The organism is Microbacterium yannicii (assembly GCF_024055635.1).
In the GTDB taxonomy this organism is placed as follows: domain Bacteria; phylum Actinomycetota; class Actinomycetes; order Actinomycetales; family Microbacteriaceae; genus Microbacterium; species Microbacterium yannicii.
The window spans coordinates 61442-75817 of sequence record NZ_JAMXMB010000006.1; the positions used below are offsets into that span (position 1 = coordinate 61442).

14 protein-coding genes are annotated in these 14376 nt (G+C 69.4%); 8 read left to right on the forward strand and 6 right to left on the reverse strand.

All coding sequences use genetic code 11. The features are described 5' to 3' along the window. Positions 1–1236, forward strand: coding sequence for a type II secretion system F family protein (locus tag NCG93_RS01830; RefSeq protein ID WP_194415875.1), 1236 nt, complete (start codon positions 1–3; stop codon positions 1234–1236). 9 nt (positions 1237–1245) lie between these two features. On the opposite strand, the gene NCG93_RS01835 is transcribed toward NCG93_RS01830, so the two are convergent. Then, positions 1246–2916, reverse strand: a complete 1671-nt coding sequence (locus NCG93_RS01835; protein WP_194415874.1) for a GspE/PulE family protein — start codon at positions 2914–2916, stop codon at positions 1246–1248. An 82-nt stretch (positions 2917–2998) separates the two neighbouring features. Here NCG93_RS01835 and NCG93_RS01840 point away from each other — a divergent pair, with 82 nt between their 5' ends. Continuing rightward, positions 2999–4105: a YihY/virulence factor BrkB family protein gene (locus tag NCG93_RS01840; protein ID WP_194415873.1), complete on the forward strand. Its 1107-nt coding sequence runs from the start codon at positions 2999–3001 to the stop codon at positions 4103–4105. Next, positions 4102–4923, forward strand: coding sequence for an NAD(P)H-hydrate epimerase (locus tag NCG93_RS01845; protein ID WP_252787409.1), 822 nt, complete (start codon positions 4102–4104; stop codon positions 4921–4923). Before NCG93_RS01840 ends, NCG93_RS01845 begins: the two co-directional genes overlap by 4 nt. Here the strand turns inward: NCG93_RS01845 and NCG93_RS01850 are convergent. Continuing rightward, positions 4911–5642 carry a glutamine amidotransferase gene (locus tag NCG93_RS01850; RefSeq protein WP_194415872.1) on the reverse strand — a complete coding sequence of 244 codons (732 nt, stop codon included), beginning with the start codon at positions 5640–5642 and terminating at the stop codon, positions 4911–4913. The genes NCG93_RS01845 and NCG93_RS01850 overlap by 13 nt on opposite strands. Before the next feature lie 335 nt (positions 5643–5977). Beyond that, complete coding sequence (gene glgP / locus NCG93_RS01855) at positions 5978–8548, reverse strand: alpha-glucan family phosphorylase (RefSeq protein ID WP_194415870.1); 2571 nt, start codon at positions 8546–8548, stop codon at positions 5978–5980. 159 nt (positions 8549–8707) lie between these two features. Here glgP and NCG93_RS01860 point away from each other — a divergent pair, with 159 nt between their 5' ends. Beyond that, positions 8708–8941 (forward strand): response regulator, encoded by a 234-nt coding sequence (locus tag NCG93_RS01860; RefSeq protein ID WP_194415868.1) that lies wholly within the window; start codon positions 8708–8710, stop codon positions 8939–8941. Further along, the gene (locus NCG93_RS01865) at positions 8928–9602 is read left to right on the forward strand and encodes a CYTH domain-containing protein (protein ID WP_252787410.1); all 675 of its coding nucleotides are present in this window, start codon (positions 8928–8930) and stop codon (positions 9600–9602) included. The genes NCG93_RS01860 and NCG93_RS01865 overlap by 14 nt, the downstream gene beginning before the upstream one ends. A 170-nt stretch (positions 9603–9772) precedes the next feature. Here NCG93_RS01865 and lpdA read toward each other — a convergent pair whose 3' ends face one another. Together lpdA and NCG93_RS01875 are read right to left on the reverse strand one after the other, a co-directional pair. Further along, positions 9773–11170, reverse strand: coding sequence for a dihydrolipoyl dehydrogenase (gene lpdA, locus NCG93_RS01870; protein ID WP_194415864.1), 1398 nt, complete (start codon positions 11168–11170; stop codon positions 9773–9775). A 9-nt stretch (positions 11171–11179) separates the two neighbouring features. Beyond that, positions 11180–11908: a copper resistance protein CopC gene (locus tag NCG93_RS01875; protein ID WP_194415862.1), complete on the reverse strand. Its 729-nt coding sequence runs from the start codon at positions 11906–11908 to the stop codon at positions 11180–11182. Positions 11909–12012: 104 nt separating this feature from the next. Between NCG93_RS01875 and NCG93_RS01880 the strand changes: the two genes are divergently transcribed. Next, entirely contained in the window at positions 12013–12414 is a 402-nt protein-coding gene (locus NCG93_RS01880; RefSeq protein ID WP_194415860.1) for a four-helix bundle copper-binding protein, read from the forward strand. Between the two features lie 132 nt (positions 12415–12546). Here the strand turns inward: NCG93_RS01880 and NCG93_RS01885 are convergent, their stop codons facing one another. Continuing rightward, positions 12547–12912, reverse strand: a complete 366-nt coding sequence (locus NCG93_RS01885) for a hypothetical protein (protein WP_252787411.1) — start codon at positions 12910–12912, stop codon at positions 12547–12549. Positions 12913–13167: 255 nt separating this feature from the next. Here NCG93_RS01885 and NCG93_RS01890 point away from each other — a divergent pair, with 255 nt between their 5' ends. Beyond that, complete coding sequence (locus tag NCG93_RS01890; RefSeq protein WP_194415859.1) at positions 13168–13671, forward strand: FHA domain-containing protein; 504 nt, start codon at positions 13168–13170, stop codon at positions 13669–13671. Further along, positions 13671–14363, forward strand: coding sequence for a transcriptional regulator FtsR (gene ftsR, locus NCG93_RS01895; protein WP_194415857.1), 693 nt, complete (start codon positions 13671–13673; stop codon positions 14361–14363). Before NCG93_RS01890 ends, ftsR begins: the two co-directional genes overlap by 1 nt. The last annotated feature ends 13 nt before the right edge of the window (positions 14364–14376 follow it).

Consider the following 14376-nt stretch of genomic DNA (forward strand, 5'->3'; position numbering starts at 1 on the left):
GTGCCGATCGTCCAGGAGTATGCCTATCGCGCCGTAGACGCCGCCGGCGGTGGCGTGGTCAAAGGCACGATCGAGGCTCCCGGCGAGGGAGCAGTCACGAGCAAGCTGCGAGCGCAGGGACTCACGCCTCTCGAAGTGACGCTGGTATCGAAGACCGGCCTCAACATGGACCTGTCCCTGCCCGGGTTCGAGCGCCGCGTCAAGGTCAAGTCGCTTGCCCTCTTCGCGACACAGATGGCCGGTCTCATCAATGCGGGGCTTCCGCTCCTGCGCACACTCACCATCCTCAGCGAGCAGACGACGGACAAACGGCTGCAGGGCGCGATCATCAGCGTTCACGCCGAAGTCGAGTCGGGCGTGGCGTTCTCAGCCGCACTGGCCTCGCACCCCGATGTGTTCCCACCGCTGATGGTGAACGTCATCCGCGTCGGCGAGACCGGCGGATTCCTCGGGGCGGCGATGGAATCGGTCGCGCGGACCTACACGAACGAGTCCGAGCTGCGGAACAGGGTCCGCGCGGCGGTGACCTATCCCATCATCGTCCTGGTGATCGCGATCCTGGGTGTGATCGCCATGGTGACATTCGTGGTGCCGGTGTTCGCGGGGATGTTCGCCGGCCTCGGCTCGCAGCTGCCCTTGCCGACGCAGGTCCTCGTCGGCGTCTCGTCGAACATGTGGTGGATCCTGCCCCTCCTGCTGGTGTGCGGCGGCGCGGTATGGCTGGTCTGGAGGCGCCAGCGCCGATCCGAGGCGTACCGCAGAGTGGTCGATCCGATGAAGCTCAAACTGCCCGTCTTCGGTTCGATGATCACGAAGATCGCCGCGGCACGATTCGCGCGCAACCTCGCCATGATGCTGGACGCCGGAGTTCCGCTCGTTCAGGGACTGGACGTCATCGGCAAGGCCTCTGACAACTGGGCGATCGAGCAGGCCGTGCGCAGCATTCAGGCGTCGATCCGCGACGGCAAGTCGTTCTCGGCGCCGCTGGCCAAGGCTGCGGTCTTCCCGCCGATGGTCGCCCAGATGGTGTCGGTGGGAGAGGAGTCGGGCACGCTGTCAGCGATGCTCGCGAGCGTCGCTGACTTCTACGAGAAGGAGGTCGAGACGGCGACCTCACAGCTGACCTCGGTCATCGAACCCATCCTCATCGTGGGCATCGGCCTGATCATCGGGGGCATGGTGGTGACGCTGTATCTTCCGATTTTCACCATCTACGGGGAGTTGAGCCGGCAGTGACGGAGAGGCCTAGACCGCGACGCGTAGCACCTCTTCGATCGTCGTCAGACCTTGAGCCGCCTTGCTCCAGCCGTCGTCCCTGAGGGCGATCATGCCTTGCTGCAGTGCGAGCTGACGCATCGCGGTGACAGTCGCGCGGGTCACGACGAGCTGTTCCAGCTCGTCCGTCATGACCATCACCTCATGCAGAGCGATGCGCCCGCGGTAGCCGGTACCAGAACAGGCGGGGCAGCCGACGGCGCGGTACAGCAGGGGTGGATCGGTGGGAACGTGCGGGAAGCCGAGCGAATCGAGGACGTCCTCCGGCTCGGTATACGCCGCGCGACACCGCAGGCAGAGGCGGCGCGCGAGCCGCTGTGCGACGACCGCCGTGAGTGCGGTCGCCACCAGGAAGGGTTCGCTGCCGATCTCGGTCAATCGAGTCAACGCGGACGGCGCATCGTTCGTGTGCAACGTCGAGAGCACGAGGTGGCCCGTCAGCGCCGCCTCGATCGAGATGATCGCCGTCTCCTGATCGCGGATCTCGCCGACGAGCACGACGTCGGGATCGCTGCGGAGAATCGATCGCAGCGCCACCCCGAATGTCAGGCCGGCACGGTTGTTGACCTGCACTTGACTGACCCCGGGAATGCGGTACTCGACCGGATCCTCGACCGTGATCACGTTGATGCGCGGGTTGGCGACTGAGAGAAGAGCGGTGTAGAGGGTTGTCGACTTGCCCGCGCCGGTCGGCCCGGTCGCGAGGACCATTCCATGCGGTCGCGCGATCGCCGCGCGGAAGCGCTGCTCGTTGATCGGGGAGAAGCGCAGGTCGCTCATCGCCATCACCTGGCCGGAGGTGTCGAGGATGCGCATGACGATCTTCTCGCCCCACACCGTGGGGAGCGTGGCCACCCGGAGATCGATCTGCCTCCCCTCGTGCAGGACGGAGAGACGCCCGTCCTGCGGGCGGCGCCGTTCGGCGATGTCGATCGCAGACATGATCTTCAGCCGGGAGATCACACCGTCCTGGATCGCGCGGTCGGCGCGCTGCATCTCGTGGAGCACGCCGTCGATCCGGAATCGAACCGTGAGCTGATGCTCGCCCGGCTCGATGTGGATGTCGCTGGCCCGGTCGTTGATGGCTTGGGTGATGAGCAGATTGACGAACCGGACAACGGGGGCGTCGGCATCCTGCTCCTCGAGCACTTCCGTGAAGGTGACGCCGGGAGAGGATGAAGCGGACTCGCCGATCTGCTCCGACAGGTCGCTCAACTCTTCGTCGGACCGCAGATAGCGTTCGAAGGCGTTGCGGAGCGCGTCGGCTGCAACGACCACCGCTTCCACCTGCAGGTCGGTGATGCTCGTCACGTCGTCGATCGCGATGATGTCTGTCGGGTCCAGCATCCCCACGACGATCCGGTCGCGCAGTCGATCGAGGGGGATGAGCTGGTAACGGCGGCAGAGGTGCCCCGGCACCAGCGAGAGCACATCAGTCGCAATCGTGATGTCGCTCATGTCGAAGTAGCGGTGGCCGGTCTGCAGAGCCACGGCCTCGGCGATCTGCGCTTCCGTCGCGAGGCTGCTGTTCACGAGCAGCTGCCTGAGATCCGGCCCGTCGCCGACCGCGGCGAGGGCGGCGGACATCTCCGCGGCGCGAACGGCGCCGGTGAGCACGAGCGTCTGCGCGAGACCTCTCATGTCATCCCCAATCCCCAGGCTCATATTATGACCCCTGCGTCAACCCTGAGCCGAGGGGTTCGCCGGCCGATAGTGTGACGCCATGGCGGACTTGATCGCGAAAGTGACCGCGTGGGCCTTGTCTCTTCGCCTGGTGCGGGTATGGCTGCACTACGCCGAGCGCCGCGGTCCGATGCTGTCGGACAGCGTCACGTACCGGTCCCTCTTCTCGGTATTCGCGGGTGTTCTGCTCGGCTTCTCGTTCGCCGCAATCTGGCTCGCCGGCAACCCCGCGGCCTGGGCATCGCTGGTGGACGCCGTGGACGCCGCGATCCCGGGTCTCGTCGGCAAGGGCGGCCTCGTCGACGTGTCTGACATCGAAGCGCCCGCGGGCCTCACCGTCGCGGGGATCATCGCCCTCGTCGCGCTGGTCGGAGCGGCCATCGGCGCGATCGGGTCGCTGCGCGTGGCGATCCGCACGCTGGCCGACCGCGTGCACGACGACGTGTTCTTCGTCTGGGTGCTGCTGCGCAACCTGCTGCTGGCGATCGCCATCGGCGGCGGCTTCGTGCTCTCCGCCGGCGCGACGTTCGTGGGCACCTCGTTCATCGGCGCCGTGCTCGACTGGATGGGAATCGCACAGGGCGACTTCGCGACGATCGCCACGCGCAGCGTGTCGGTGCTCGTCGTCTTCGTGCTCGACATGGCGGTCGTCGCCCTGGCCTTCGTGACGCTGAGTGGCGTGCGCGCACGTCCGCGCGCGTTGTGGTCTGGCGCCTTCCTCGGCGCCGTGGGGCTGACGGTGCTGCAGCAGCTGTCGGGGATCTTCGTATCCGGCGCGGGGTCGAACCCGCTCCTCGCCACGTTCGCCAGCCTGATCGCGCTGCTGCTGTGGCTCAACCTCTCCGCCCAGGTCATCCTGCTGGCGTCGACGTGGATCATCGTGAGCGAGCGCGAGAACGTCGATCGCGTGCGCGAACGGTTCGGCTCGCCGACGTTCGCGCTGCGGCGGGTGCGGCAGGCGGAGGATGCCGTGCGCGTGGCCACCGAGGAACTCCAGCACGCGCGCGCCGACGCCGACAAAGAGCGCGTGGCCGCGCAGAAGAAGACGGCGAAGGACGCCGGCGGAGTCCCGGGGAGCAAGGCCGCGGAAGACGCCGGTGCACCGGCCGATGCGGCGCGGGTCGGTGAACGAGAGTCGCGACCGTGAGCCACACGGTGCCGACCTATACGGCCGAGCAGGTGCGCGCTGCCGAGCGCCCGCTGCTCGACCGTGGCGTGCCGCTCATGCAGCGAGCTGCCGGTGCGCTCGCTGACGTCATACGGGCCGAACTCGCGCCGCCGGTCGTCACCATGGTCACCGGCGCGCTGGAGTCCGTCGCCCTCGAACGCCCCGACGCACCGCACCCGCGGGTGCTCGTGCTGGCAGGCAGCGGTGACAACGGCGGCGACGCGCTCTACGCCGCCGCGCAGCTTGTCGATGTAGCCGACGTCGACGCACTGCTCGTCGCCGACCGGTTCCACGAGGCGGCTCTCGCGTCCGCCACCGGAGCGGGCGTCAGAAGGGTCGATCTGGCCGACGTCCGCGAGACGGTGCACCGCTACGGGCTCATCGTCGATGGCGTCCTCGGCATCGGCGCTTCCGGCGACCCCGCGCTGCGCGGCGTCGCCCGCGAGGCGGTCGCCGGACTCCTCTCCACAGCGTCGACCTCCTCGGGCGACGCGCGCCCGCCCCGCGTCTTGGCCGTCGACCTGCCGAGCGGCTTGCACCCTGACACCGGCGCAGCCGACGGCGTCGTGCTGCCGGCATCCGTCACCGTCACGTTCGGGGCGGTCAAGGCTGGTCTGGTGGTCGGACGCGGGCCGATGCTCGCCGGCGAGATCGTGCTCGTCGACATCGGCCTGGGCCCGGCGTTGGAATCCGTCGCACCCGCCGGGCAGGCATCCGTCAGCCGCATCGTCGTCGCACCTGCGAGTGAGAAGAGCCGGCCTTGGCAGCCGGCCGAAGGGCCCGCTCAGCGCCCGTAGCGGTCGACGAACGTGCGCAACATGCGGCTCGGGTGCGAGACCGCAGCCCGGCGCACCGCGGCGAGGGTGAGCTCGAGTTCGTCGGCGGCGAAATATCCGTATTCGGCGTATGCGTGGATGCGCGTCGTGATGCCCTCAACGTCGAGCTCGGGATGGAACTGCGTCGCGTACACGTTCGCGCCGACGCGGAACATCTGCACCGGACAGTCAGGCGACGACGCCAGCAGCGTCGCCGAGGCGGGGAGCTGCGAGATCGCCTCCTTGTGGCCGACGAAGGCGTCGAAGGTGGTCGGCATGCCCTCGAGGAGGGGATCGGATGCCCCGGCCGCCGTCACCGTGACCGGCACGACGCTGATCGGCTCGCTGTGGCTGCGGTCGATCACCGCGCCCTGGTGCGCGCCCAGTGTTCCGATGCCGTAGCAGGCGCCGAGGAACGGGAAGTCGCGCTCCACGACCTCGTCGAGCAGACGCGCGAACTCCGCTTCGACCCGGCGCTGCGCCGCCGACTTCTTCTCGAGAGGATCGGAGGCGTTGAACGGACCCCCGCCCACGAAGATGCCCGACAGCTCATCGAGATCGAACCTCGGCATGGGCTCGGCCTCCAGCCGCACCCGCACGAGCTCCTCGGGCGTGAGACCGGTGTAGCGCAGGAACAGCGCGTACTCCTCGTCGGCGGGCACGTCCTCGGCACGGGTCGCGAGGAGGACGAACGGCTTCACCGCACCAGCCTACGTGGGACGACGGATGCCCCGGACCCGCGCATACGCGCCGGGCCGTGGCATCCGTCTTCCGTGCGTCAGGCGTTCGGCTCGAACCGGTGGGTCCAGGCCGCCGAGGCCGACATGGGAACGATCCAACGCACGCGGCCGGCCGTGAACCCGATCCTCAGATGAGGAGCAGGGTCGAGCTGCGGGCCGCCGCGCGGCCCGTCGTCCCTCATCTCGGCGCAGCTCCTCAAGTGAGGAACGACCGACCCGTGACGCCGCAACCATGAACGAAACGGATGCCTCGACCCGACGCAGCGCGCCGGGTCGAGGCATCCGTCATCGGCGTCCTACGAGGCGTAGGTGACCAGCCCGAGCTCCACCGGCGACACCAGCTGCGGGTGAGTGGGTCGCACGCGGACCGTGTACCCGAAGGTGCCCGTCACCGTGAGCGGCAGGGTGCCGGTGAAGGTGCGGACACCGTCGACGCCGTCGCCGGTGGGGGAGAGGCGGTACACCGAGTGCTCGCGCGCCAGCGCGTCGTCCTCGTCGGTGCGGCCGTAGAGCAGCTCGACCGCCACGTCGTCGGGCGAGAGGCCGTCGAGGCGGACGTCGGCGTGCACCTCGAGCGCGTCGCCGGCCTGCGCCTGCGCGGGGATGCCCGAACTGTCGACGCTCGCGATCGAGATCCGGCCCCAGGCGCTCTTGACGCGCCCGACGAACGCCGCGAGCTCGCGCGCCTCGGCGAACCCGTCCGCGCGCAGCGCCACATCGTGGGCGGCCGCCGGCACATACAGCCGGCGGACGTAGTCCTGCACCATGCGGTCGCTCGTCGCCTTCTTGCCGAGGTCGGTCATGGTGTGGCGCACCATGCCCAGCCAGGCGGTGGGGATGCCGCCCTCGCGCTCGTAGAACTTCGGCACCAGCTGGTGCTCGATGAGGTCGTACAGGGCAGCGGCCTCGACGTCGTCGCGCTCCTCGTCGTTCGCCGCGGTGTCGGCCGTCGGGATCGCCCAGCCGTTCTCGCCGTCGTACCACTCGTCCCACCAGCCGTCGAGGATCGAGAGGTTGAGCGCGCCATTGAGCGCGGCCTTCATGCCGCTCGTACCGCAGGCCTCGAGCGGGCGCAGCGGGTTGTTGAGCCAGACGTCGCAGCCGGGGTACAGATCCTTGGCGAGGGTGATGTCATAGTCGGGCAGGAACACGATCCGGCCGCGCACCTTCGGATCGCGGCTGAAGCGCACGAGCTGCTGGATGAGGATCTTGCCCGAGTCGTCGGCCGGGTGCGACTTGCCGCCGATCACGATCTGCACCGGTCGCTCGGGGTCGGTCAGCAGTCGCGTGAGCCGCTCCGGGTCGCGCAGCATCAGCGTGAGGCGCTTGTACGTCGGCACGCGTCGAGCGAAGCCGATCGTCAGCACCTCCGGGTCGAGCAGGTCCTCCACCCACGCGGGCGTGCGGCTGCTGCCGCTGGAGGTGCCGTGGGAGAGGGATGCCGCCACCCGCCGCCGTGCCTCGGCGACGAGCCCGCCCTTCATCTGCTGACGCACACCCCAGAGCTCGGCATCCGTCACGGCTGCGCGGTCGGTCCAGTCGTGCGTGTCGGTGTGCGCATCGCCCCACGCCCGCTCGCTCACTGCTTTGAGAGCGGGGTGGACCCACGTCGGCGCGTGCACGCCGTTGGTGATGGAGGTGATCGGCACCTCGTCGGCGTCGACCCCCGGCCACAGCATGCCGAACATGCCGCGGCTCACCTCGCCGTGCAGCACCGAGACGCCGTTCGCGTGCTGGCCGAGGTGCAGGCCGAGCACGGCCATGTTGAAGACACCCTGGTCGCCGCCGTCCCAGGTCTCGAGGCCGAGCGCGATCGCGCGGCCCGCATCGAGGCCCTGGAACAGACCGCCCGCCAGCACGTCCGCGATGAGCTCGCGTGAGAAGCGATCGATGCCGGCCGGCACGGGGGTGTGCGTCGTGAAGACCGTGCCCGCGCGCACCTGGGCCAGAGCCGCGTCGAAGTCGAGGGCATCGTGCGTGATGAGCTCCGACATCCGCTCGAGTCCCTGGAAGCCGGCGTGGCCCTCGTTGGTGTGGTAGACGTCGGGGCTCGGGCGACCGGTCAGGTCGGAGAACGCGCGAACCGCGCGCACGCCGCCCACACCGAGCAGCAGCTCCTGCAGCAGGCGGTGCTCGCCGCCGCCGCCGTACAGACGGTCGGTGACGCGGCGCAGCTCGTCGGTGTTCGACGGCGTCTCGGAGTCGAGGAGCAGCAGCGGCACGCGGCCGATGTCGGCCACCCAGACGCGTGCGTGCAGCCGGCGGTCGCCCGGCAGGTCGAGCGCGATCTCGACGGGAGCGCCCGCGCGGTCCCGCAGCAGCGTCAGCCCGAGACCGTAGGGGTCGAGCAGGGGATAGGCCTCGCGCTGCCAGCCATCGTCGCCGATCGACTGGCGGAAATAGCCGGCTCGGTAGAACAGGCCGACGCCGGTCAGCGGCACGCCGAGGTCGGAGGCGCTCTTGAGGTGGTCGCCGGCGAGGATGCCGAGGCCGCCGGAGTACTGCGGCAGCGAGCCGTCGACACCGAACTCGGGGGAGAAGTACGCGATGTGGATCGGCTTCGGGCCCTCGAGGCGCTGGAACCAGCGGTCGCCGTCGAGGTAGGCGGTGAGGCGCTCGTCCTCGTCGCGGACGCGCGCCACGAACTCCTCATCGCGCGCGAGCTCGTCGAGCCTCTCCTGCCCGAGGGCGCCGAGCATGCGCGCGGGGTTGGCGCCGATGTCGTCCCACAGCGCGGGATCCATCGAGGCGAACAGGGCATGCGTCGCACGGCTCCACGACCAGCGCCAGTTCGAGGCGAGGCGATCGAGCGGGGCGAGGGGTTCGGCGAGGACAGGGCGGACCGTGAACGTTCGGATGGCCTTCACGCTCGCGATTCTAGGGGCAGAAGCTGGAAGCGCTTGCACGGATGCCTCGGTGCTGCCACCGGCGCGCGTCACCGTCGCTGCTTCTTCAGGGGCTGGCATGTCTCGCGGCGATCCGCAAGGTGCGGGTGACTGTCCTCGCGCGGGGCTACCATGGGGCCCATGGCCATCGCACGACTGCATGGAGGCCCGCTCGACGGGCAGCTCCTCCCGCTGGAAGACCCCGAACTCGACCGACTGATCGTCCCGTACAGCGAGACCCAGGTCGTCTACGAACGCAAGGGGTCGCCCGAGAACACCGGCGACGGCGATGGACCGACCGAGGCCGAGTTCTGGTTCATCGAATCCGAGGACGACATCGATCCCTACAGCGACACCGCACGTGAGCGTCGCTGAAGAGCAGCCTGACGAACTGTCTGCTGAGCCCGCCGGCCCGGCCCATTCGGTCGAGGTCGAGTTGAAGTTCGACGTCGACGACGACACTCCGCTGCCCGACTGGTCGGGTCTGCCCGGGGTGGTGTCCGTCGGCGCAGCCGAGCTGCGGGAACTCGACGCCGTCTATTTCGACAGCGACGACCTCGCGCTCGCGCACGCCGGGTACGCGGTGCGCCGCCGCACCGGCGGCCCCGATGAGGGCTGGCACATCAAGGGTGCGCGCGATGCCGAGGGCGGTCGCGTCGAACGGCAATGGCCGCTCGGGAAGGACACGGCCGAGCAGGGGGTTCCGGATGCCGTCGCCGACGCGCTCGCGACACTCGTCGTTGCTTCGCGCCTGACGCCGATCGCGCGCATCCGCAATCGACGTCACGCGTTCGCGCTGGGCGACGCCGACGGCGGACTGGTGGCGGAGTTCGTGGACGATCACGTCGTCGCCAGCGACGAGCGTCACGGCGTGGAGCGCACCTGGCGCGAGTGGGAGTTCGAGCTCGGCCCCGCCGCCCCGGCTTCGGCGGACGACCGCACCGCGCTGTTCGCCGCCGCCGTGCAGGCGGTGCACGCCGCAGGCGGCCGGGCCGCGGCATCCGATTCCAAGCTCGCCCGCACTCTCGGAGCCTGAGCGCCGCGTTTCGTCTCGCTTCGCTCGCTCAACGACCGGGAAAGACGCGTTTCGTCTTTCTGCGCGCGCGACGGAACCGGGACCCCGGTCGTTGAGCGAGCGAGGAACGAGCGAGACGAAACGCCCCGGACCTTCGAGAAGGCCCGGGGCGTTTCAGCGCGGTACGCGGATCAGAGGTTGATCATGTGGCCGGCAAGACCGTGGAAGGCCTCCTGCACGGCCTCCGACAGGGTCGGGTGCGTGTGGACGTTGCGGGCGGCCTCGAGAGCGGTGAGGTCCCACTTCTGCGCCAGCGTCAGCTCGGGCAGGAGCTCCGAGACGTCGGGGCCGATGAGGTGGCCGCCGAGGAGCTCGAGGTGCTCGCCGTCGGCGATGAGCTTGACGAAGCCGATCGGCTCGCCCAGGCCGTTCGCCTTGCCGTTCGCCGAGAACGGGAACTTCGCGACCTTGACGTCGTAGCCGGCGTCGCGCGCCTGCTGCTCGGTGAGTCCGAATGACGCCACCTGAGGCGAGCAGAACGTCGCGCGCGGCATCATGCGGTAGTCGCCGAGGGTCATCGTCTCGGCCTTGCCGATCGTCTCGGCGGCCACGACACCCTGCGCCTCGGCCACGTGGGCCAGCTGCAGCTTGGCCGTGACGTCACCGATCGCGTAGATGTGCGGCACGTTGGTGCGCATGTGGTCGTCGATGTCGATGGCGCCGCGGTCGGTGAGCTTCACGCCGGTGGTCTCGAGCCCGAAGCCCTCGACGTTGGCGGCGAAGCCGATCGACATCATGACCTTGTCGGCGTCGATCGAGCCGGTGGTGCCATCCTTGGCCGTGTAGGTCACGGTGACCTTGTCGCCCTGGTCGTTGACCGTCTCGACCTTCGTCGAGGTGAGGATGTCGACCCCGTAGCCCTTGTACTGGCGCGCGATCTCCTTGGAGACGTCCGCGTCCTCGTTGGGCAGGGCACGGTCGAGGAACTCGATGATCGTGACCTTCACGCCGTAGTTCACCATGACGAAGGCGAACTCCATGCCGATCGCGCCGGCGCCGACGATGACGATCGACTGCGGCAGGTCGCGGGCGAGGATCTGCTCCTCGTACGTGACGATGTTGCCGCCGATCTGCACGCCCGGGAGCAGGCGGACCTTCGAGCCGGTCGAGATGATCGCGTTGTCGAAGGTGACGTCCTCGGTGGAGCCGTCGGCCTTGGCCACGCGGATCGCGTTCGGACCGGTGAACGATCCGCGGCCCTCGTACTCGTCGACCTTGTTCTTCTTCATCAGGTAGTGGATGCCCTTGACGTGGGTGTCGGCCACCTTGCGGCTGCGATCCCACGCGACTCCGAAGTCGAAGTGCACGTCGCCCGAGATGCCGAACAGGTCGGCCTTGTGATGGAACTGGTGCGCGAGGTCGGCGTTCTTGAGCAGAGCCTTCGAGGGGATGCAGCCGACGTTGAGGCAGACACCGCCCCAGTACTTCTCTTCGATGATCGCGACCTTGAGGCCGAGCTGAGAAGCACGGACGGCCGCGACGTACCCGCCGGGCCCCGCGCCGAGGATGGCGACGTCGTAGTGAGGCATGCTTCCAGCCTAGTGGTCGGCAGGAGGCTCGGAGCCGGGCTGCGGGGCGGCGCCGGCGGTGCCCTGGGCCCCCTCGGCCAGCGCCTTCTCGCGTCGTGAGCGCGACACCAGCAGGTAGACGACGGCGCCGAGGAGAGCGAGCGCCAGCACGCCGGCGATGATCCAGGGGAGCGCGCTCGAGCCGTCCGAAGCGGCCGGCTGGCTGGTCACGGTCGGCGTCGGCTCGACGGTCTCGCTCGGCGCCGTAGTCGCGCTCTGCGTGGGAGCCGCCGTCTCCGTCGGCGTCGGCGTCGGCGCGGGTGCGCCCGCAACGGTGAACGAGAACTCGCCCGAGATGGGGTGCCCGTCGCTCGAGACGACCTTCCACAGCACCGTCACGGCGCCGGATGCCTCGCCCGCGAGCGGCTGCGTCAGCACGTTGTCGCGCACGGCCGGAGCGTCGTCGACGAGCGTGGTGCCCGCGGCATCCGTCACCTCGACGACGGAGGCGCCCTCGTCATCGGCGATCTCGGCGCTGAAGGTGAGCGTGAGCTGCGCGGGGAGCGCGTCGAGGCTGCTGTCGGCGGCCGGGTCGCTGCCCAGCAGCTCGTCATGCGCCTGGGCGGGGGATGCCCCGGCCAGCACGACGACGAAGGCGAGGAGCAGTGCGGCGACGAGCGCGGCGACACGTGCGGAGACGGATGCCGAGACCGATGCCGCGTCGGAGGCTGAGAGCGGTTTGTGAACTCTGTGTGACATCACGCGGTCGAGCCTATCCGGCCCTTCGATCCGAACGCCCCGAGGTCTAGCATGGCCGCAGGCGGGGGATCTGCCCGCTGACCGGTGACGGAAGGATGGCGGCGATGGACTCCATGATGATGGACGCCATGTCGAAGGACATGATGTCGATGCCCGGCATGGACACGATGGACATGTCGGTGATGCAGGCCTGTATGGACGCCTGCTCCGCCTGCGAGCAGGCGTGCACGGTGTGCTCCACGCAGATGATGTCGTGCGCGCCCGCGTGCATGAACTGCGCGGACATGTGCAACACGATGATGCGCGCCATGATGCGCATGCAGGGCATGACCCCGGCGGCGATGATGTCGATGCTCGACGCGTGCATCGCGATGTGCCAGGTCTGCATGGACGAGTGCATGGAGCACGCGGACCACAGCGAGGTCTGCAAGATGTGCGCTCAGGCCTGCCAGGCGTGCATGGACGCCTGCATGGCGATGAAGAACTCGATGATGGCGATGGGCTGAGTCCCGTCGCCTTTCTCATACCTGCGCGATCGCTCGCGCAGGACGTCGCGGGAACGCGACCGCGTGTTCACGCGCGAAGCGCGGCGAGCGCCGGGCCCGATCGCTCAGGCCTGATGGCTCACGCCTGATGGCTCAGGCGCCGACGAGGTCGGCGCGCAGGACGTTGTAGCGCGCGCCGCCGACGGCGAGCACGTGGTAGCGCTCGTGCAGCGCGACCGGCGTGCCGGGCGTTGCCGTCGCGGCGGCGCCCACGCCGTTCCACAGCACGATCGACGTGCCGTCCGCCAGTGTGCGCACCACCACGAATCCGGACCGCTCGTCTGACTCCTCGACGATCGCGTCTGCCCACTCCGACGGGGTGGCCGAGGCCAGCCGCGCCTGGATGAGGTGCAGGGCGTGGCCCGGAGCGAAGGAGGAGCAGCTGCCACCGTGGTCGCACATGCACGCCGCACGCTCACGCACCTGGAGGGGCGGGATGTGGCTGTGCGGGGTGGACACGATGGTCTCCTTCTCATGTGACGGATCGTCTGCGTCCTGCCAGGCTAAGGGGGCGGGTCGGTCGGGGCATCTCGGTCGACACGGGACGAAACATTGCGGCACGTGGGCTTTCGGGCGTGACGGACTGGCCTCGTGCTTCCGCCGCACCGGGGGCTCCGGGGCACCGACGCGGGGCAGGTCTCCGCGGCGAACCGCAAAACGGTCTCTTCCGAGCCGAGGGTGATCGGATAGGCTGGCCGAACAGAGGAGGAAACCGTGGAGCACGACCGCCGACCCGATGAGGGCGACATCCGCCGGGCTGCCGGGGCCGACGCACGCGAGTCCGACCGTGGCGCCGACACGACGCAGACGTTCGGCCACGATTCCGACCTTTCGTTCGTGCCGTTCGGCAGCGAGCTGGGGGATGCGGAGCTCGACGCCATCGAGGCGCTCCCTTCGGGTGCCGCGCTGCTGCTCGTGCGTTCCGGGCCCACCGCCGGCGCCCGCTACCTGCTGGACTCCGATGTGACGACGGTGGGGCGGCATCCCGAAGCCGACATCTTCTTCGACGACGTCACGGTCTCCCGCCGCCATGCCGAGATCACGCGCTCGGGCACGAGCTTCGAGCTCGTCGACCAGCGCTCCCTCAACGGCACCTACGTCAACGGCGAGCGGGTCGACAGGGCCGCGCTCACCAACGGCGCCGAGGTGCGCGTCGGAAAGTTCCGCCTCAACTTCTTCGTCTCGCCGGCCGATCTCGCCCGGGCGGCGGACGCCTGATGCCCGCGGCTTCCGCCCGTGAAAGGGCGTCGTCCGCGGGTCTTCTCAGCATCGGGCAGGTTCTGGCGCGTCTGTCGCCGGAGTTCCCCTCCCTCACCTCCAGCAAGCTGCGCTTCCTCGAGGTTCAGGGAATCGTCACGCCGCTGCGCACCGAGTCCGGCTATCGCAAATTCTCGCAGGACGATCTGGAACGGCTGCGGCTCGCACTGACGCTTCAGCGCGACCACTACCTGCCGCTGTCCGTCATCCGCGACTATCTCGAGGACGTCGACGCCGGACGCGATCCGGCCACGCCCTCGGCCGTGCCGCCGCCGTCGATCGTGCCGGCGCCGCGCCGCTACCGGCGCGACGAGATGCTGGCCGCCGCCGGAGCCGCCCCGCAGCTGCTCAACGACGCGATCAGCACCGGCATCCTCACCGGTGCGGAGTCGTACACCGAGCAGTCCGTCACGCTGTTGCGCGCGCTCGTCGCGCTGGACCGGCACGGCATCGAGCCGCGGCATGTGCGGGCGCTCCGCCAGAGCGCCGAACGCGACGTCGCCCTGGTCGAGTCGGCCCTGGCCCCGCTGCTGCGTAGGACCGATGCCTCGTCCCGCGGTCGTGCCGGGGAACTCGCGCCCGAGCTGACCCGGCGCCTCGATGACGTCCGCGCGATCTTCGTCCGCGCCGCGCTGGACCGCATGCTGAGCTGACCAGGGCTTTCTC

Excerpts from the sequence above, each read along its gene's own strand:
- NCG93_RS01840 (WP_194415873.1), top strand. The coding sequence starts at position 2,999 with ATGGCGGACTTGATCGCGAAAGTGACCGCGTGGGCCTTGTCTCTTCGC.
- NCG93_RS01875 (WP_194415862.1), bottom strand. The coding sequence starts at position 11,908 with ATGTCACACAGAGTTCACAAACCGCTCTCAGCCTCCGACGCGGCATCG.
- NCG93_RS01880 (WP_194415860.1), top strand. The coding sequence starts at position 12,013 with ATGGACTCCATGATGATGGACGCCATGTCGAAGGACATGATGTCGATG.
- lpdA (WP_194415864.1), bottom strand. The coding sequence starts at position 11,170 with ATGCCTCACTACGACGTCGCCATCCTCGGCGCGGGGCCCGGCGGGTAC.
- NCG93_RS01835 (WP_194415874.1), bottom strand. The coding sequence starts at position 2,916 with ATGAGAGGTCTCGCGCAGACGCTCGTGCTCACCGGCGCCGTTCGCGCC.
- NCG93_RS01860 (WP_194415868.1), top strand. The coding sequence starts at position 8,708 with ATGGCCATCGCACGACTGCATGGAGGCCCGCTCGACGGGCAGCTCCTC.
- ftsR (WP_194415857.1), top strand. The coding sequence starts at position 13,671 with ATGCCCGCGGCTTCCGCCCGTGAAAGGGCGTCGTCCGCGGGTCTTCTC.